This is a genomic window from Streptantibioticus rubrisoli, assembly GCF_024436055.1.
Lineage (GTDB): Bacteria > Actinomycetota > Actinomycetes > Streptomycetales > Streptomycetaceae > Streptantibioticus_A > Streptantibioticus_A rubrisoli.
The window spans coordinates 57525-78893 of record NZ_JANFNH010000015.1; the positions used below are offsets into that span (position 1 = coordinate 57525).

Here is a 21369-nt window from a genome sequence, read left to right on the forward strand (position 1 = left end):
CGCCGCAAGGAGCTGACGCCAGATGTCGAACGAGGAGAAGCTTCTCGATTACCTCAGGCGTGCCACCGTCGACCTCGGCGAGGCCCGCCGCCGCGTCCAGGAGCTTGAGGCGGGAGAACAGGAACCCATCGCCATCATCGGCATGAGCTGCCGCTACCCGGGCGGGGTGAACTCCCCGGAGGGTCTCTGGCAGTTGGTGGCCAACGGCGGCGACGCGATCTCGCCGTTCCCGACCGACCGCGGCTGGGACCTGGCCGCGCTCTACGACCCGGACCCGGACCACACCGGCACCAGCTACGTGCGGGAGAGCGGGTTCCTGCACGACGCAGCCGAGTTCGACCCAGCACTCTTCGGCATCTCACCGCGTGAGGCGGCGGCGATGGACCCGCAGCAGCGGTTGCTGCTGGAGATCTCCTGGGAGGCCTTCGAGCGGGCCGGGATCGCGCCGACCTCGCTGTCCGGCAGCCGGACCGGTGTGTTCGCCGGACTGATGTACCACGACTACGCGACCCGGCTGCACGAGATACCGGACGGCGTCGAGGGCTACCTCGGCACGGGCAACTCGGGCAGCGTCGTCTCCGGGCGGGTGGCCTACACCTTCGGCCTGGAAGGCCCCGCGGTCACCATCGACACGGCGTGCTCGTCATCCCTGGTGGCCCTGCACCTGGCCGCCCAGTCACTGCGCAAGGGCGAATGCACGCTGGCGCTGGCCGGTGGCGTCACCGTGATGTCCACCCCGGCCGCGTTCGTGGAGTTCAGCAGGCAGCGCGGGCTGGCCGCGGACGGCCGCTGCAAGTCCTTCGCAGGCGCGGCGGACGGCACCGCATGGTCCGAGGGTGCGGGGATGCTGCTCGTGGAGCGGTTGTCCGACGCCCAGCGCAACGGGCATCCGGTGCTGGCCGTGGTGCGCGGCACCGCGGTGAACCAGGACGGTGCGAGCAGCGGCCTGACCGCGCCCAACGGCCCCGCGCAGCAGCGCGTGATCCGCCAGGCCCTGGACAGCGCCGGGTTGACCGCCCAGCAGGTCGACGTGGTGGAGGCGCACGGCACCGGAACCACTCTCGGCGACCCCATCGAGGCACAGGCGATCCTGGCCACGTACGGGCAGGATCGCGAACGCCCGGTGTGGCTCGGCTCGTTGAAGTCCAACATCGGGCACTCCCAGGCCGCGGCCGGGGTGGGCGGCGTGATGAAGATGGTTCTGGCGATGCGGCACGGTGTGCTGCCGAAGACGCTGCACGTGGACGAGCCGACGCCCAAGGTCGACTGGTCGGCCGGTGCCGTCTCCCTGCTGACCGAGCCCACCGAGTGGCCGCAGACCGGCGAGCCGCGCCGGGCGGGTGTCTCTTCGTTCGGAGTCAGTGGCACCAACGCGCATGTCGTGCTTGAGCAGTCACCGGTGGCGGAGCCGGAGCCGGAACCGGAGCCGGTCGCGACCGTCGCGCCGTGGGTGCTTTCCGGCGCGACAGAGCAGGCATTGCGTGCCCAGGCCGCCCGTCTGCTGTCCTTCGCGGCCGCCACGACAGGGTTGAACCAGGTGGACGTGGGCTTCTCGCTGGCGACCGGCCGGGCCGCGCTCGAACACCGGGGCGCGGTGGTTGCGTCCGACCTGGACGCTCTCCGCGCCGGTCTTGCGGCCCTGGCGACCGGGGACGCGAACGGTGCCGTACGGGGTGTTGCCGCGGCGGATGAGCGTGCGGTGTTTGTGTTTCCGGGTCAGGGTTCGCAGTGGGTGGGTATGGCGGTGGGTCTGTTGGGCTCGTCGTCGGTGTTTGCGGAGTCGATGCGGGCGTGTGCGGGGGCGTTGGCGCCGTTTGTTGAGTGGTCGTTGCTGGATGTGTTGGGTGATGCGGCGGCGTTGGAGCGGGTTGATGTTGTTCAGCCTGTGTTGTTTGCGGTGATGGTGTCGCTGGCGGCGTTGTGGCGTTCGTATGGGGTGGAGCCTGCCGCTGTGGTGGGGCATTCGCAGGGTGAGATCGCGGCCGCATATGTGTCTGGTGCGTTGTCGTTGGAGGACGCTGCGCGGGTTGTGGCGTTGCGCAGTCGGGCGTTGCTGGCGTTGTCGGGCCGGGGTGGGATGGTGTCGGTCTCGCTGCCGGTCGCTGAGGTTACTGAGCGTGTGGAGCGTTGGGGTGGTCGGGTCTCTGTTGCTGCGGTGAACGGGCCGGGCTCGGTGGTGGTCTCCGGTGATGTCGATGCCCTGGATGAACTTCTTGCCGAAGCGGAGGCGGACGGGGTTCGGGCGCGCCGGATTCCGGTGGATTATGCGTCGCATTCGGCGCATGTGGAGGAGATCCGCGACGAACTCCTGACCGTCCTGGCCGATATCACCCCGCGCACTTCCGAGGTGCCGTTCTACTCCACGGTGAGCGTCGAGCGGATCGACACCCGTGTGCTGGATGCCGACTACTGGTACCGCAACCTGCGCCAGACGGTCCGGTTCGAGGAGACCGTCCGCCTGCTGGCGGAGCAGGGGCACCGGCTGTTCGTGGAGTCCAGCGCACACCCCGTACTGGCGATGGGCATCCAGGAAACATCGGAAGAGCTCGTGGCCCTGGGTTCGTTGCGTCGTGATGAGGGCGGCCTGGACCGCTTCTTGCTGTCGCTGGCCGAGGCCCATGTGCACGGTGCCAGCGTCGACTGGCCGACCGTCTTCCCCGGCGCCCGCCGTACCGACCTCCCGACATACGCCTTCCAACGCCAGCGCTACTGGCTCGAAGCAGGCACCCCCGCCGGGACGGTGAACGCGGGCGACGCCGAGTTCTGGCGCGCGGTGGAGCGCGAAGACCTGGAGCGTGTGGCGGACACGCTGAACGTGGACGGCGCTGACCCGCTGAGCAAGGTGCTGCCCGCCATGTCCGCCTGGCGTAGGGCCCGCGCCGAGGAGTCCACGGTGAACTCCTGGCGATACGGCGTCGCCTGGCATGCGATCGCCGAGGCGACCGCTCCGCGGCTGTCGGGGAACTGGCTCGTGGTGCGGCAGGCCGGGCGGTCCGACGAGTGGGCGTCCGCCACCGTCGCAGCGTTGACCAAGCATGGCGCGCACGTGGTTGAGGCTCATGTGGCCGATGTCGACCGGGAGGCGCTGCGAGCCGTTCTGCCGTCCGACATCGAGCTGTCCGGTGTGCTGTCCCTGCTCGGTCCGGCCGAGGAGCCGCACTCACTGCACCCCGTGTTGTCCATCGGTGTGGCCGGAACGGTCGCGCTGGTGCAAGCGCTCGGGGACGCCGGGATCGACGCGCCCTTGTGGTGCGTCACCCGGGGCGCGGTTGCCGTGGGCGGCTCCGACCGGGTGTCCAGCGCGGTGCAGGCACAGGTGTGGGGGCTCGGCCGGGTTGCGGCCTTGGAGCACGCAGAGCGCTGGGGCGGTTTGGTGGACCTGCCCGAGGCGATCGATGATCGGGCGCTGACCCGACTGGTCGGTGTGCTGGCCGACGCCGGTGACGAGGATCAGCTAGCGGTGCGCTCCGCCGGTGTGTTCGTGCGTCGACTCCGGCCCGCTCCGGTAGCGGAGCGCGCTGTCCGCAAGTGGCGGCCGTCCGGCACCGTACTGGTCACCGGCGGAACCGAACCGCTGGGTGCGCGGGTCGCGCAGTGGCTGGCCCAACAGGGCGCGGAACACCTGCTGTTGACCAGCCCCGGCCCCCGGGACACCACCGGGCTTGAGACTGAGCTGGCCGAGCTGGGTGCGAAGGTCACCGTCGCCGTCTGCGACGTGACCGACCGGGACGCGGTGGCACGGCTGCTGGCCTCGGTCCCCGCCGAGTACCCGCTCACCGCGGTGGCGTACTCCTCTCCCGCCGCGGAGATGTCCGCGCTCGCCGAGACCCAACTCGCCGACTTCGCATCGGTGTTGTCTTCCCGGGTCTCCGGCGCCACACACCTGGACGAACTGCTCGACCACGAGTCGCTGGAAGCCGTTGTCTTCTTCTCCTCGGTTGCCGGGGTCTGGGGCAGCGGCCGTCAGGGTGCGTACGCGGCGGGCAACGCGTTCCTGGATGCGTTGGCCGAGCGGCGGAGGGCCGCTGGCGCGCGGGTGATCTCGGTGGCCTGGAGCCCGTGGCAGGGCTCGGAGACCGCCGCCGACGAGGCCGGTGCGGAGTTCCTGCGCAAGCGCGGGTTGCGGGCGATGGCACCTGACCTGGCGCTCACCGTGCTGCAACAGGTTCTCGACCACGACGAGCCGTTCGTCGCGGTGGCGGACGTGGACTGGGACCGGTTCCTGCCGGGGTTCACCGCACTGCGGCCGAGCCCGTTGTTCGCCGAACTGCCCGACGTGCAGCGCATCGCGGCCGCGGCAGAACAAGGCAGCGCGGAGCAGTCAACTACCGCTTCTGAGCTGGTGCGCAGCCTGTCCGGACTGGCTGAGTCGGAGCAGCAGCGGATCGTCCTCGATCTGGTGCGCGGCCACTTGGCGGCCGTGCTCGACCACGCCACCCCGGACGCTGTGGCCGTCGAACGCGCCTTCCGCGAGTTGGGCTTCGACTCGCTGACCGCGGTGGACCTGCGCAACCGGCTCAACACCGCCACCGGTCTCAAGCTGCCCGCCACGTTGGTGTTCGACTACCCGACCCCGGTGGCGCTCGCCGAGTTCCTGCGCGCCGAACTCGTCGGTGCGGGCCGTGCGGTCGCCGCGGTGGCGACCGTCGCGCCGGTGGACGACGAGCCGATCGCGATCGTCGGCATGGCCTGCCGCTTCCCCGGCGACGTGCGCACGCCGGAGGAACTGTGGCAACTGGTGGAGGGCGGCCACGACGCGGTGTCCGGACTGCCGGAGAACCGCGGCTGGGACCTCGACGCGTTCTACGACCCAACCCGCCAGCGGCCCGCCACCTCCTACGTTCGGCACGGCGGATTCCTGCATGACGCGGATGAGTTCGATCCGGCGTTCTTCGGTATCTCGCCGCGTGAGGCGCTGGCGATGGACCCGCAGCACCGGTTGCTGCTGGAGACATCGTGGGAGGCGTTCGAACGGGCCGGAATCGAACCGGCGTTGATGCGCGGCAAGCAGGTCGGGGTGTTCGCCGGGACCAACGGCCAGCACTACATGCCGCTGCTGCAAGGTGGCCAGGAGGCCTTCGACGGCTATCTGGCGACCGGTAACGGTGCGAGTGTGTTGTCGGGCCGGGTTTCGTACACGTTCGGTCTCGAAGGCCCTGCGGTGACGGTGGACACGGCGTGTTCCTCGTCGTTGGTGGCGTTGCATCTGGCGGCGCAGGCGTTGCGGCAGGGTGAGTGTGAACTGGCGTTGGCCGGTGGTGTGACGGTGATGTCGACCCCGGACATGTTCTTTGAGTTCAGCCGCCAGAACGGGCTGTCCGAGGACGGCCGCTCCAGGGCATTCGCCGCTGAGGCGTCCGGCTTCGGTCTAGCCGAGGGCGCGGGGATGCTGCTCGTCGAGCGGTTGTCCGACGCGCGTCGCAATGGGCATCCGGTGTTGGCGGTGTTGCGTGGTTCGGCGGTGAATCAGGATGGTGCGTCGAACGGTTTGACGGCGCCGAATGGTCCTTCGCAGCAGCGGGTGATCCGCCAGGCGTTGGCGAACGCCGGGCTTGGTGCGTCGGATGTGGATGTGGTGGAGGCGCACGGCACCGGCACCTCCCTCGGTGATCCCATTGAGGCGCAGGCGTTGCTGGCGACGTATGGCCAGGATCGTGAACGTCCGTTGTGGTTGGGGTCGTTGAAGTCGAACATCGGGCACGCGCAGGCCGCCGCTGGTGTGGCCGGGGTGATGAAGATGGTCCTGGCGATGCGGCATGGTGTGCTGCCCAAGACACTGCATGTGGACGAGCCGACACCTCAGGTCGATTGGTCTACCGGTGCGGTGTCCTTGCTGACCGAGCAGGTTGAGTGGCCGGAGACGGGGCGGCTGCGGCGGGCTGCGGTGTCGTCGTTCGGGATCAGCGGGACGAACGCGCATGTGATCCTCGAAGAGGCGCCTGTTGTTGAGGCGGCCGGGGCCGAGGTGGGCGACGCGCCTGTCCCGTGGGTGGTGTCGGGTAAGAGTGAGGCTGCGTTGCGTGCGCAGGCGGCCCGGCTGTTGGCCTTTGTGGACTCTGCTTCGGGGTTGAGTCCAGCGGATGTGGGTTTGTCGTTGGCTGTGGGTCGTGCGGTTTTTGAGCATCGGGCTGCGGTGGTTGCGGCTGACGTGGCTGGCTTCCGTGCTGGTTTGGCCGCGTTGGCGGATGCGGGTGCGGCGCCGGGTGTGGTGCAGGGTGTGGCTGGTGCCGGTGACCGTGCGGTGTTTGTGTTTCCGGGTCAGGGTTCGCAGTGGGTGGGTATGGCGGTGGGTCTGTTGGGCTCGTCGTCGGTGTTTGCGGAGTCGATGCGGGCGTGTGCGGGGGCGTTGGCGCCGTTTGTTGAGTGGTCGTTGCTGGATGTGTTGGGTGATGCGGCGGCGTTGGAGCGGGTTGATGTTGTTCAGCCTGTGTTGTTTGCGGTGATGGTGTCGCTGGCGGCGTTGTGGCGTTCGTATGGGGTGGAGCCTGCCGCTGTGGTGGGGCATTCGCAGGGTGAGATCGCGGCCGCATACGTGTCTGGTGCGTTGTCGTTGGAGGACGCGGCGCGGGTTGTGGCGTTGCGTAGTAAGGCGTTGCTGGCGTTGTCGGGCCGGGGTGGGATGGTGTCGGTCTCGCTGCCGGTCGCTGAGGTTACTGAGCGTGTGGAGCGTTGGGGTGGTCGGGTTTCTGTTGCTGCGGTGAACGGGCCGGGCTCGGTGGTGGTCTCCGGTGATGTCGATGCCCTTGATGAACTGCTCGCCGAGTGTGAGGGGTTGGGGGTTCGGGCGCGTCGGATTCCTGTGGATTATGCGTCGCATTCGGCGCATGTGGAGGAGATCCGCGACGAACTGCTGACCGTCCTGGCCGATATCACTCCGCGTACTTCCGAGGTGCCGTTCTACTCGACGGTGAGCGTGGAGCGGATCGACACCGTCTCGTTGGATGCCGAGTATTGGTACCGCAATCTGCGGCAGACGGTCCGGTTCGAGGAGACCGTTCGCCTGTTGGCGGAGCAGGGGCACCGGTTGTTCGTGGAGTCCAGCGCACACCCGGTACTGGCGATGGGCATCCAGGAAACGTCCGAGCAGGTAACGGCGATTGGCTCGTTGCGTCGTGATGAGGGCGGCCTGGACCGCTTCCTGCTGTCGCTGGCCGAGGCCCACGTGCACGGCGCCAGCGTCGACTGGCCGACGGTCTTCCCCGGCGCCCGCCGTACCGACCTTCCGACATACGCGTTCCAACGCCAGCGCTACTGGCCGGAAACGGCCGCGGGCCGAGTGGGCGACGTCTCCGCCGTCGGTCTCGGTTCCGCGGATCATCCGCTGCTGGGTGCCGCGGTCCCGCTGGCCGGGGCGGACGGGTTCCTGTTCGCGGGACGGTTGTCCCTGGCCACCCACTCATGGTTGGCCGACCATGCGGTGATGGGCTCAGTGCTGTTGCCCGGCACGGCATTCGTGGAGCTTGCCATCCGTGCTGGTGACCAGGTCGGCTGCGGCCACCTGGAGGAACTGACCCTGGAAGCACCGCTGGTGCTGCCTGAGCGCGGCGGCGTCTACCTGCAACTGGTGGTTGACGCGGCGGATGAATCCGGCCGCCGAGCACTGCACGTGCACTCCCGCCACGATGACGACGGGCCGTGGACACGCCACGCCACCGGCACGCTGTCCGCCGACGAGGAGACCGTGGCCCCCGCTGAGGGCAACTGGCCTCCCGCCGGGGCGGTCGCCGTCGACCTGGCCGGACGGTACGAGCACCTGGCCGCACAGGGCTATGACTACGGCCCCACGTTCCAGGGGCTGCGCGCGGCCTGGCGGCGCGGCGACGAGGTCTTCGCCGAAGTCGCCCTGGCGCCGGAACAGCAGGACGGTGCAGGCCGGTTCGGCCTGCACCCGGCCCTGCTGGACGCCGCGGTTCAGGCGGTCGGTCTCGGTGACTTCCTGCCGGACACCGGGCGCGGCTATCTGCCGTTCGCCTGGAGCGGGGTGCGGCTGCACGCGTCCGGCGCGGGCGCGTTGCGGGTCAGGGTGTCCCGGGCCGGACAGGAGGCGGTGGCGCTCATGGTCGCCGACACCAAGGGCGAACCGGTGGCGTCGGTCGGGCGGTTGGTGCTGCGGCCGGTGACCGAGGATCAGTTGGCAGTGGCCAGTGCCACTCCGCAGGACTCGCTGTTCCGGCTGGACTGGTCGGAAATCGCGGTACCGGAGGACTCCGGTTCACACACCGGCCGTTGGGCGCTGGTCGGCGCGGACGAGCTGAAGGTCCGTGCATCACTGACCGCCGCGGGTACCGAAGTCGATGGCTACGAGGATCTGGCCGCCCTCGGCGCAGCCGATCCGGTGCCGGAGCTGGTGTTCGTGACCTTCCCGCCGAACCACGGCACCGGGCTGTCACCCGCCGAGGTGCGCGAGGCCACCGGCGTCGCGCTGGGCACGGTCCAGGCGTGGCTGGCCGACGACCGGTTCGCCGGGTCGCGGCTGGTGCTGGTCACCAGGGGCGCGGTCGCGGCCGGGGATGAGCAGGACGTGCCGGATCTTGTGCACGCTCCGCTGTGGGGCCTGGTCCGGTCCGCGCAGCTGGAGAACCCGGACCGGTTGGTGGCGCTGGATCTGGACGAGCACGACGCCTCGTACCAGGTGGTTCCGGCGGCTCTGGCCACCGGCGAACCGCAACTGGCCGTCCGCGACGGCGTGGTGTCCGCACCGCGCCTGGTGCGGCCCACCGGAGATGGTTCGCTGGTGCCGCCGAACAGTGCGGCATGGCGGTTGGACATCGCGGAGAAGGGCACCCTGGAGAACCTGGCCCTCAGCGAGTGCGCGGCCGACACCGAACCACTGGCCGAGGGCCAGGTGCGGATCGAGGTGCGGGCCGCCGGTCTGAACTTCCGCGATGTGCTGATCGCGCTGGGCATGTACCCGGACGAGGCACTGATGGGCAGCGAGGGTGCGGGCGTTGTGCTGGAGGTCGGGCCGGGGGTGACCGGTCTCGCTCCTGGCGACCCGGTGATGGGCCTGCTCTCCGGCGCCATCGGCCGGGTCAGCGTGACCGATCACCGGCTGGTGGTCAAGATGCCGTCCGGCTGGTCGTTCACGCAGGCGGCTTCGGTGCCGGTGGTGTTCCTCACCGCCTACTACGCGCTCAACGACCTGGCCGGTTTGCGTGCGGGTGAGTCGGTGCTGATCCATGCCGCCGCGGGTGGTGTGGGTATGGCCGCGGTGCAGCTTGCGCGGTATTGGGGTGCCGAGGTGTTCGGTACCGCCAGTCCTGGTAAGTGGGATGTACTGCGTTCACTGGGCTTCGACGACGAGCACATCGCGTCGTCACGCACCCTCGACTTCGAGGAGCGCTTCCGCACCGCCACGGACGGCCGTGGTGTCGATGTCGTACTGGACTCCCTGGCCAGGGAGTTCGTGGATGCCTCGCTGCGACTGCTGCCGCGCGGCGGGCGGTTCGTGGAGATGGGCAAGACCGACGTCCGGGACGCCGGGCAGGTCGCCGCCTCGCATCCCGGGGTGACGTATCGAGCGTTCGACCTGATGGATGCCGGACCTGACCGCATCGCTGAGATGTTGGGTGAGTTGGTGGTGTTGTTCGGTCGTGGTGTGTTGCGGCCGTTGCCGGTGCGGGTTTGGGATGTGCGGCGTGCTCCGGAGGCGTTGCGGTTTTTGAGTCAGGCGCGGCATGTGGGCAAGTTGGTGTTGACGGTGCCGCGTGCGTTGGACCCGGATGGTACGGCGTTGATCACGGGTGCGACTGGTGTGTTGGGTGGGTTGGTGGCCCGGCATCTGGTGGTTGAGCACGGTGTTCGGCGGTTGTTGTTGGTGGGTCGGCGTGGGATGGATGCGCCGGGTGCGGCGGAGTTGGCCGCGGAGCTGTCCGGGCTTGGTGCGGTGGTGACGGTGGCCGCGTGTGATGTGGCGGATCGGGAGCAGCTTGCCGGGTTGCTTGCGGGGATTCCTGTGGAGCATCGGTTGACTGCGGTGGTGCATGCCGCGGGTGTGTTGGATGACGGTGTGGTGGGGTCGTTGACCGCGGAGCGGTTGGGTGCGGTGTTGCGGCCGAAGGTGGATGCTGCGTGGAATTTGCATGAGTTGACGGCTGGGTTTGATCTGTCGTTGTTTGTGTTGTTTTCGTCGGTGTCTGGGTCGTTGGGTGGTGCTGGGCAGGCGAATTATGCGGCGGCGAATGTGTTTCTTGATGGGTTGGCTGTGCATCGTCGTGCGCGGGGTTTGTCGGGTGTGTCGTTGGCGTGGGGGTTGTGGGCTCGGTCGAGTGGGATGACGGGGCATCTTGGTGATGTTGATGTGCAGCGGATGACGCGGGTTGGTGTGGGTGCGTTGTCGGTCGCGGAGGGTCTGGCGTTGTTCGACGCGGCCATCGACCGGCCGGAAGCCACCCTCGTACCAATGCGCCTGGACACCCGGGCACTTCGCGCCGCGGACGTGCCGCCGTCCCTGCGCGGTCTCGCCCGCGGCCCGGCCCGCAGGGTGGTCGAGGCCGGTGCCGCCGTGTCGCACGGGCCGTCGCTGGCGCAGCGGCTGGCCGAGACACCGGAGGCGGAGCGAGGCCGGGTCCTGCTCGACCTGGTACGTATGCATGTCGCGACCGTGCTCGGACACGCCTCAGTGGCCGCGGTCGAGCCGGGGCGGGCCTTCCAGGAAGTCGGCTTCGACTCGCTGACCGCGGTCGAACTGCGCAACCGCCTGAACGCGGCCACCGGCCTGCGACTGCCGCCGACGCTGGTCTTCGACTATCCCACCCCGACCGCACTTGCCGAGCACCTGCGCACCGAACTCCTGGGCGGCGAGGCCAGTGGAGGCACCTCGTTGCTGGCCGAGCTGGACCGGCTGGAGGCGACGCTCGCCGAGATCGTGCCGGACGACGTTTCTGCCATCGCGCCGGACGAACAGGCACGCGCCGAGATCACTGCGCGTCTGAAGTCCCTGCTGTCCCAATGGGACGACGTGCGGGGTGACGTGGACGGCGGCGGGGTCGCGGAACAGATCGAGTCCGCGTCCGACGACGAGATCTTCGACCTGATCGACAGCAAGTGGGGACGTGAGTTGTGATGGCGAGCGAAGAGAAGCTTCGGGCGTACCTCAAGCGCGTCGTAACCGACCTGGACGAGGCCACCGAGCGGCTGCGCAAGGTCAAGGAGAAGGAGCACGAGCCGATCGCGGTGGTCGGCATGGCGTGCCGGTTCCCCGGTGGGGTCGCCTCACCGGAGGACCTGTGGCGGCTGGTCGTGTCCGGCGGCGACGCGATCTCGGCCTTCCCCACCGACCGCGGCTGGGACCTGGCCGCCCTGCACGCGGAGAACGCCGAGCGCGGCACCTCGTACACCAGGGAAGGCGGATTCCTCTACGACGCGGGCGAGTTCGACCCAGCGTTCTTCGGTATCTCGCCGCGTGAGGCGTTGGCGATGGACCCGCAGCAGCGACTGCTGCTGGAGACATCGTGGGAGGCGTTCGAACGGGCCGGGATCGACCCGGCCTCCCTGCGCGGCAGCCAGGTCGGTGTCTTCGCCGGGGCCTGGTACTCCGGCTATGTGGAGGGCATCCGGCGGTCCGACCAGGACCTCGACGGTTTCCTGCTCACCGGCGGCGCGAGCAGCTTCGTGTCGGGGCGGATCGCGTATGTGCTCGGCCTCGAAGGCCCCAACTTCACGGTGGACACCGCGTGTTCCTCGTCGCTGGTCGCACTCCACCTGGCGGCCCAAGCGCTGCGCAAGGGCGAGTGCACGCTCGCGCTGAGCGGCGGTGTGACGGTGATGTCAGGCCCGGACACCTTCATCGAGTTCAGCCGCCAGGGCGGGGTGGCCGCCGACGGCCGCTGCAAGGCCTTCTCGGCCGCCGCGGACGGGTTCGGACCCGCCGAGGGCGCGGGCATGCTGGTCCTGGAGCGCCTGTCCGACGCGCGTCGCAACGGGCACCCGGTGCTGGCCGTGGTGCGCGGTTCCGCGGTGAACTCCGATGGTGCGAGCAACGGGTTGACCGCACCGAACGGCCCGTCGCAGGTGCGGGTGATCCGGGCGGCGCTGGCGAACGCGCGGGTCTCGGCACGCCAGATCGACGTGGTGGAGGCGCACGGCACCGGCACCTCCCTCGGTGATCCGATCGAGGCGCAGGCGTTGCTGGCGACGTATGGCCAGGATCGTGAACGTCCGTTGTGGTTGGGGTCGTTGAAGTCGAACATCGGGCACGCGCAGGCCGCCGCTGGGGTGGCCGGGGTGATGAAGATGGTTCTGGCGATGCGGCATGGTGTGCTGCCGAAGACGTTGCATGTGGATGAGCCGACGCCTCAGGTCGATTGGTCTGCGGGTGCGGTGTCGTTGCTGACGGAGCAGGTTGAGTGGCCGGAGACGGGGCGGCTGCGGCGGGCAGCGGTGTCGTCGTTCGGGATGAGCGGGACGAATGCGCATGTGATTTTGGAGCAGGCGCCGCCGGTTGAAGAGGTCGACTCTGTGGAGTCGGCGGGTGTAGTGCCGTGGGTGGTGTCGGGTAAGAGTGAGGCTGCGTTGCGTGCGCAGGCGGCTCGGCTGTTGGCTTTTGTGGACTCTGCTTCGGGGTTGAGTCCGGCGGATGTGGGTTTGTCGTTGGCTGTGGGTCGTGCGGTTTTTGAGTATCGGGCTGCGGTGGTTGCGGCTGACGTGGCTGGCTTCCGTGCTGGTTTGGCCGCGTTGGCGGATGCGGGTGCGGCGCCTGGTGTGGTGCAGGGTGTGGCTGGTGCCGGTGACCGTGCGGTGTTTGTGTTTCCGGGTCAGGGTTCGCAGTGGGTGGGTATGGCGGTGGGTCTGTTGGGCTCGTCGTCGGTGTTTGCGGAGTCGATGCGGGCGTGTGCGGGGGCGTTGGCGCCGTTTGTTGAGTGGTCGTTGCTGGATGTGTTGGGTGATGCGGCGGCGTTGGAGCGGGTTGATGTTGTTCAGCCTGTGTTGTTTGCGGTGATGGTGTCGCTGGCGGCGTTGTGGCGTTCGTATGGGGTGGAGCCTGCCGCTGTGGTGGGGCATTCGCAGGGTGAGATCGCGGCGGCGTGTGTGTCTGGTGCGTTGTCGTTGGAGGACGCGGCGCGGGTTGTGGCGTTGCGTAGTCGGGCGTTGCTGGCGTTGTCGGGCCGGGGTGGGATGGTGTCGGTCTCGCTGCCGGTCGCCGAGGTTACTGAGCGTGTGGAGCGTTGGGGTGGTCGGATTTCTGTTGCCGCGGTGAACGGGCCGGGCTCGGTGGTGGTCTCCGGTGATGTCGATGCGCTGGAGGAGTTGCTTGCCGAAGCGGAGGCGGACGGGGTTCGGGCGCGCCGGATTCCGGTGGATTATGCGTCGCATTCGGCGCATGTGGAGGAGATCCGCGACGAACTCCTGACCGTCCTGGCCGACATCACCCCGCGTACTTCCGAGGTGCCGTTCTACTCGACGGTGACCGTCGAGCGGATCGACACCAGCGTGCTGGATGCCGACTACTGGTACCGCAACCTGCGGCAGACGGTCCGGTTCGAGGAGACCGTCCGTCTGTTGGCGGAGCAGGGGCACCGGCTGTTCGTGGAGTCCAGCGCACACCCGGTACTGGCCATGGGCATCCAGGAAACGTCCGAGCAAGTGACCGCGATTGGCTCGTTGCGTCGTGATGAGGGCGGCCTGGACCGCTTCTTGCTGTCGCTGGCCGAGGCTCACGTGCACGGTGCCAGTGTCGACTGGGCGACCGTCTTCCCCCGCGCCCGCCGCGTCGACCTTCCGACATACGCGTTCCAACACCAGCGCTACTGGCTCGAAGCAGGCAGCCCGGCGCAGTCCGATCCGTTGGACGACGAGTTCTGGGCGGCCGTCGAACGCGTGGATGTGCCAGAACTGGCCGCCGCGCTGCGAGTTGACACGGATGCCCCGCTCAGCGCGGTGCTGCCCGCCATGTCCGCGTGGCGCAAGGCCCGTCGCGAGCAGTCCACCGTGGACTCGTGGCGGTACCGGATCGAGTGGAAGCCGGTCACCGGCCCCTTGGTACCGAAGCTTTCCGGTACCTGGCTGGTGGTTACCGCCGCCGGAGAGACCGAGGCGCTCGACGCACTCACCGCGCACGGGGCGGAACTCGTCCGACTGGAACTGGATCCGGTCACGGTGGATCGGGCGACGCTCGCGGCACGGCTGCGCGAGGTGGTGGCCGATGCCGAGATCAGCGGGGTGTTCTCCTTACTCGGGCAGGCCGACGTCCCGCATCCGGCGCATCCGGTGCTGCCCGCCCATGTCGCCGCCACGGTGGCGCTGATACAGGCGCTCGGTGATGCGGAAGTGTCCGCGCCGCTGTGGATCGGCACTCGGGGCGCGGTCGCCACCGGCGCGGGCGAAGGGATCGACCCGGGTCAGGCCCAAATCTGGGGCCTCGGGCGGGTGTTCGGCCTGGAGCATCCGGACCGTTGGGGCGGCCTGGTGGATCTGCCGGAGGCGGGCGGCGAGCGGACGGCGGCCGGGCTGGCCGGGGTGCTGGCCGGAATCGGCGACGAGGACCAGTTGGCCGTGCGCCCCTCGGGTGTGCTCGCGCGCCGCCTGGCACACGCGCCGCTCGGCACCGAGGCAGCCCCGGACTGGCAGCCGCGCGGCACGGTGCTGGTCACCGGCGGCACCGGCGCGTTGGGTGCGCACGTCGCCAGGTGGCTGGCCGGTGCCGGTGCGGAGCGTGTGGTGCTGACCAGCCGCCGCGGCTTGAAGGCGCCTGGTGCGGTCGAGTTGCGGGACGAACTGGCCGCGCTCGGGCCGGAGGTGCTCGTCGAAGCCTGCGATGTCGCGGACCGGTCGTCCGTGGCGGCGTTGGTGCGGCGGCTGACCGAGCGGGGCGAACCGATTCGCGCGGTGGTGCACGCCGCTGGTGTGGGCGACGGGGCGCCGCTGGTGGACACCACGCTGGCAGAGTTCGCCGATGTGCTCGCCGCGAAGGTCGGCGGTGCGATGCACCTGGATGCCTTGTTGGATGACGACGTTCTGGATGCCTTCGTGCTGTTCTCCTCGAACGCGGGGGTCTGGGGCAGTGGTGGGTTGGCCGCCTACGCGGCGGCCAACGCGTTCCTGGACGGGCTCGCTCAGCAGCGTCGTGGCCGCGGCCTGCCCGCCACGTCGGTGGCCTGGGGCCTGTGGGCTGGTGCGGGTATGGCCGAGGGGGCCAACGAGGAGTTCCTGCGGCGCCGCGGCCTGCGGGCGATGGCGCCGGGATCGGCGGTCGCGGCGTTGCGCCAGGCGGTCGGCCAGGCCGAACCGTTCGTCGCCGTGGCCGATGTGGACTGGGCACGGTTCGTGCCCGGCTTCACCGCGGCGCGTGCCCGCCCACTGATCGCCGACCTGCCCGAGGTCCGCGACGCGGCCGGGGCGGAGACCGACGGCGCGGACTCCGGCGCGGCACTACGGCAGCGGCTGGCCGGGTTGCCGGACGGCGAACGGGACCGGATTCTGCTGGAGTTGGTGCGCGGCCAGGTCGCCGCTGTGCTCGGCCACTCCTCGACGGACACGGTAGAGGCCACCAGGGCGTTCCGCGAGCTGGGCTTCGACTCGCTGACGGCGGTGGAGCTGCGGAACCGGCTGAACGCGGCGACCGGGCTGAAGCTGCCCGCCACGCTGGTTTTCGACAACCCGACGCCCACCGCGTTGGTGGAGCGTCTGCGCGCCGAACTCACGCCGGAACGTGGTACCGAGCAGTCACTTGACCCACAGGAGGCGCGCATCCGGCAGGCGCTCGCCGCCGTTCCGCTGGCCGAGCTGCGCGAGGCGGGGCTGCTCGACGCGCTGTTGGAACTCGCCGGTGCGGCTGACGGCACAGCGGATTCGGAGCGCCAGGACGGCCGGGACCGCCTTGACTCGATCGACTCGATGGACCACGACGACCTGTTGCGGATGGCGCTGGGTGAAGCCGATTCCGCCGAACTGTGGAGCTCATGATGGCTGCCTCCAATGAGAAGGTGTTCGAGGCGCTGCGAGCCTCACTGAAGGAGACCGAACGGCTGCGGCAACAGCACCGGCAACTCACCGCCGCCGCGCGGGAGCCGATCGCGATCGTCGCGATGAGCTGCCGGTATCCCGGCGATGTGGAGTCGCCGGAGGACCTGTGGCGGTTGGTCGACGAGGGCCGGGACGCGATCACCGGACTGCCGGAGGACCGCGGCTGGGACATCGAGGGGCTGTACCACCCGGACCCTGATCACCCCGGCACGTCGTATGCGCGGGAGGGCGGTTTCGTCACCGATGTCGCTGACTTCGACGCCGAGTTCTTCGGTATCGCGCCGCGTGAGGCGCTGGCGATGGACCCGCAGCAGCGGTTGCTGCTGGAGGCGTCATGGGAGGTCTTCGAACGCGCGGGCATCGACCCGGCTTCGGTGCGCGGCAGCCGGACCGGGGTGTTCATCGGTGCGTCGTACCAGGGCTACGGACCGGGGGTACGGCAGGCGCCGGAGGGCACCGAAGGCTACGTACTGACCGGCAACGCTTCCGCCGTCCTTTCGGGTCGGGTGGCGTACACCCTCGGTCTGGAGGGTCCCGCGGTCACATTGGACACCGCATGCTCGTCGTCGCTGGTTGCCCTGCACCTCGCCTGTCAGGTGCTGCGGCAGCAGGAATGCACACTGGCGTTGGTCGGCGGTGCCGCCGTGATGGCAAACCCCGGTGCCTTCATAGAGTTCAGCCGTCAGCGCGGGCTCGCTCCGGACGGTCGGTGCAAGTCGTTCGCGGACGCGGCCGACGGCACCGGCTGGGGCGAAGGCGTTGGCATGCTGCTGGTCGAACGGCTGTCCGACGCCCGCCGCAACGGGCACTCGGTACTCGCCCTCGTCCGTGGTTCGGCGATCAACCAGGACGGGGCGAGCAACGGCCTGTCCGCACCGAGTGGCCCGGCCCAGCAGCGGGTGATCCGCCAGGCGCTGGCCAACGCGCGGCTTACCCCGTCGGACGTGGACATGGTGGAGGCGCACGGCACCGGGACCACACTGGGGGACCCGATTGAGGCGCAGGCGTTGCTGGCCACCTATGGGCAGGGTCGTGAACGCCCGTTGTGGTTGGGGTCGTTGAAGTCGAATATCGGGCACACCCAGGCCGCGTCCGGTGTGGCGGGTGTGATCAAGATGGTGCAGGCGATGCGGCATGGTGTGTTGCCGAAGACCTTGCATGTGGATGCGCCCTCGTCGCATGTGGACTGGTCTGCGGGTGCGGTGTCGTTGCTGACGGAGCGGGTTGCTTGGCCGGAGATGGGGCGGCCGCGTCGGGCTGGGGTGTCGTCGTTCGGGGTCAGTGGCACGAATGCGCATGTGATCTTGGAGCAGGCTCCTGCCGAGGACGAAGTCGCCTTGGACGAGGGGGCGTTGTCTGGTCCGGTGCCGTGGGTGGTGTCGGGTAGGAGTGAGGCTGCGTTGCGTGCGCAGGCGGCGCGGTTGGTGTCGTTCGTGGACTCTTCGCCGGGGGTGGGCCTGGTTGATGTGGGTTTCTCGTTGGCGACGACGCGTGCCGCGTTGGGGCATCGCGCGGTGGTTGTTGGTGGGGAACGTGATGAGCTCAGGCGTGGGCTGGCCGCGTTGGCGGCTGGACGTTCGGCTGCGGATGTGGTGGTGGATCGGTCCGGTGAGGGCCGGTTGGCGTTCTTGTTCAGCGGTCAGGGGTCGCAGCGGGTGGGGATGGGGCGTGAGTTGTATGCGGCCTATCCGGTGTTCGCGGATGCGTTGGATGCGGTGTGTGAGCACTTTGAACTGCCGTTGAAGGATGTGCTGTTCGGGGACGATGCGGGGTTGCTGGATCAGACGGCGTATACGCAGCCTGCGTTGTTTGCGGTTGAGGTGGCGTTGTTCCGGCTGGTCGAGTCGTGGGGTGTGGTCCCTGACTTCGTTTGTGGGCATTCGGTTGGTGAGTTGGTGGCGGCGCATGTGGCGGGTGTGTTGTCGCTGGGGGATGCGTGTGTGTTGGTGGCGGCTCGTGGCCGGTTGATGCAGGAGCTGCCTTCGGGTGGTGTGATGGTGGCGGTGCAGGCGGCGGAGGATGAGGTTGCGCCGCTGCTGGTTGAGGGTGTGAGCATTGCCGCGGTCAACGGGCCGATGTCGGTGGTGGTCGCGGGGGATGAGCCCAAGGTCCTGCAGATCGCTGCGAGTTTTGAGGGGCGGGGTCGTAAGGCCAAGCGGTTGCCGGTGAGTCATGCGTTTCATTCGCCGCATATGGACGGCATGTTGGAGGCCTTCGGTGCGGTGGCGGCGGGGTTGTCGTATCAGGCCCCGCGGATCCCGATCGTCTCGAATCTGACCGGTGCTGTGGTCGGTGTCGAGGAGATCGGTACTGCGGAGTTTTGGGTTCGCCATGTCCGCGAGGCGGTGCGTTTCGCTGAGGGTATTGCGGTGTTGGAGGCGCAGGGTGTCGCGACGTTCGTGGAGTTGGGTCCTGATGGTGCGTTGAGTGCGCTGGTGCGGGAGTGTTGCGCCGGGGATGGTGTGGCGGCGGTGGCGGCTTTGCGTAAGGGCCGTGGTGAGGTCCGCTCGTTGCTGGCTGCGGTTGGCGCGGCGTTCGTGCGTGGTGTGGTGGTGGATTGGGCGCGGGTGTTGGGGGGTGGTCGGCGGGTTGATCTGCCGACGTATGCCTTCCAGCGGGAGCGGTACTGGTTGGATTCGGGTGCGGATGTGGCGGGGGTGGAGTCGGCGGGTTTGGTGTCGGCGGGGCATCCGTTGCTGGGTGCGGCGGTGGAGTTGCCGGAGGGGTTGGTTTTCACCGGGCGGTTGGCGGTTTCCACGCATGGGTGGTTGGCCGATCACTCGGTGATGGGTTCGGTGTTGTTGCCGGGCACGGCGTTCGTGGAGTTGGCTGTGCATGCCGGTGCCCGGGTCGGCTGTGGCTTGGTGGAGGAGCTGACCCTCGAAGCCCCGTTGGTGCTGCCCGAACGAGGTGGCGTCCAACTACGCGTCACCATAGGCGAACCGGACCAGGCGGGTGCGCGCCCGGTACGGGTGCATTCCCGGCCCGCACGAGGTGAGGACCAGCCGTGGACCCGGCACGCCAGCGGGATGCTGACGTCGGCCGTACCGGCTGTGACCGGTGGGCTCGACGGCGCGTGGCCGCCCGCGGAATCGGTGGCGGTGGGCGTCGACGGCTACTACGAGCGCTTGGTCGAGTCCGGCTACGGTTACGGCCCGGCGTTCCAGGGCCTGCGCGCGGTGTGGCGAAACGGCGACGAGGTGTTCGCCGAAGTCGCTCTGCCGCAGGAACTCCAGTCCGAAGCACGCCGGTTCGCGCTGCACCCCGCACTGCTCGACGCAGCGCTGCACGCGGTCGGGAAGGGCGACTTCTTCGCCGACTCCGGCCTGGCCCGGCTGCCGTTCGCTTGGCGCGGTGTCGCGCTGTACGGCCATGGTGCGGGTGCGCTGCGGGTGCGGATCTCGCCCGCAGGGCAGGATGCGGTGTCGGTACTGGTGACCGATGTCACCGGTGCGCCGGTGGCATCGATCGAGTCGCTGGTGCTGCGCCCGTTGTCAGCGGAACAGCTGAACAACGCGAAGGCCGCACATCACGACGCGCTGTTCCGGGTGGACTGGGCCGAGCTTCCGGCTGGACCGGCCACCGGCCGGGTGGCGTTGCTCGACGCCGACGACGAACTGGTCGGCGGACTGCGGGAGAGCGGCTGCCCGGTCGAGGTCTGCCACGACCTGGCCGCTCTCGCCGCAACCGACGTTCCGGAACTGGTGCTGGTCTCGGTCGGCGGGACGGACGTACCGCGCGGTGACGCGGTGCGTGCCGCCACGCACCGGGTGCTGGAGCTGGTCCAGCGATGGCTCGCCGACGAGCGGTTCGGCGCGTCGAGGCTGGTACTGGTGACCCGTGGCGCGGTCGCCACGGGCGCGGACGACGAACTTTCCGACCTGGCGGGCGCCGCAGTGTGGGGCCTGATCCGCTCCGCGCAGTCCGAGCACCCGGACCGTTTCGTGCTGGTCGACACCGACGGCCAGGCCGACTCCTACCAGGCACTCGCATCCGGGCTGGCCACCGGCGAACCGCAGTTCGCGGTGCGCAAGGGAACCGCCCTCGCGGCCAGGCTGGCGAGGGCCGCACAGTCCGCGAAAGATGCGGCTCCGAAGCTGAACCCGACCGGCACAGCACTGGTCACCGGCGCCACCGGCACCCTCGGCCGACTGATCGCCCGGCACTTGGTCACCGCATACGGCGTCCGGCACCTTCTGCTGACCAGCCGCCGTGGCGAGGCTGCCCCCGGCGCCGCCGAACTCGTCACCGAGCTGGCCGAGCTGGGCGCCGAGGCGCGGGTGGCGCCCTGCGACGTGGCCGATCGCGACGCGCTGGCCGCGCTGCTGGCCGAAGTACCTGCGGCGCACCCGCTCACCGCGGTGGTGCACACCGCGGGCGTGCTGGACGACGGCGTACTGGAAGGCCTGACGCCGCAGCGGATGGACACCGTGCTGCGGCCCAAGGTGGACGCCGCGCTCAACCTGCACGAGCTGACCGCAGATGCGGACCTGGCGATGTTCGCGCTGTTCTCCTCGGCCGCGGCCACCATGGGCAGCGCGGGCCAGGCCAACTACGCGGCCGCCAACGCCTTCCTGGACGCGCTCGCGCGCCACCGTCACGACCACGGGCGCCCCGCGGTCTCACTGGCCTGGGGCCTTTGGACACAGGACGGCGGTATGGCGGGCGAACTCGGTGACACCGACCTGACCAGGATGCAGCGCTCCGGGGTCGCCGGGCTCACCCCCGAGCTGGGCCTGGCGCTGTTCGACGCGGCACACACCCTGGCCGAGCCGGTGGTGGTGCCGATCCGCCTGGACCTCGACGCGGTCCGTGCGCCGGTACCGGCGCTGCTGCGCGGCCTGATTCGCGGTCCGGTGCGGTCGGCGGTCAGCGCGGCCGACGGCCCCTCGCTACGGGAGCGGTTGGCCGGGCTGACCGTGGTGGAGCGTGAGGCGGTGCTGCTCGACCTGGTCCGTGCACACGCCGCCACCGTGCTCGGCCACGCGGGCGCGCAGGCAGTCGAGGAGGACAAGGCCTTCGGCGACCTGGGATTCGACTCGCTGACCGCGGTGGAACTGCGCAACGGGCTCACCGCGGCCACCGGACTGCGACTGCCCGCCACGCTGATCTTCGACTACCCGACCCCGGCCGCACTGGCCGACTACCTGCTCGCTGAACTACCCGTGGACAACATGCCGTTGGCGGTGTTGGGGGACCTCGACCGGCTGGAGGCCGCGTTGTCCGCGATCACCGCCGACGACACCCGCAGTCAGCTCGCCGCACGGTTGCGGAAGCTGCTGGCGAAGGTCGACACCCCGCGGGCGGACCGCCCGGCGGCCGTCGACAACCTCGACGAGGCGTCAGACGACGAGCTGTACGCCCTGCTGGACGGTGATCTCGGTGCGTCCTGAGCAAGCCCTCCAA

General features: G+C 69.5%; 3 protein-coding genes. All 3 read left to right on the forward strand.

The window, feature by feature from the left end; translation table 11 throughout:
- Positions 1 to 22 precede the first annotated feature (22 nt).
- The 3 genes from NON19_RS15535 to NON19_RS15545 are packed head-to-tail and all read left to right on the forward strand — an operon-like array spanning position 23 to position 21356.
- The gene (locus tag NON19_RS15535) at positions 23 to 11065 is read left to right on the forward strand and encodes a type I polyketide synthase (RefSeq protein WP_255928455.1); all 11043 of its coding nucleotides are present in this window, start codon (positions 23 to 25) and stop codon (positions 11063 to 11065) included.
- Entirely contained in the window at positions 11065 to 15903 is a 4839-nt protein-coding gene (locus NON19_RS15540) for a type I polyketide synthase (protein ID WP_255928457.1), read from the forward strand. The genes NON19_RS15535 and NON19_RS15540 overlap by 1 nt, the downstream gene beginning before the upstream one ends.
- Complete coding sequence (locus NON19_RS15545) at positions 15903 to 21356, forward strand: type I polyketide synthase (protein ID WP_255928459.1); 5454 nt, start codon at positions 15903 to 15905, stop codon at positions 21354 to 21356. The genes NON19_RS15540 and NON19_RS15545 overlap by 1 nt, the downstream gene beginning before the upstream one ends.
- The last annotated feature ends 13 nt before the right edge of the window (positions 21357 to 21369 follow it).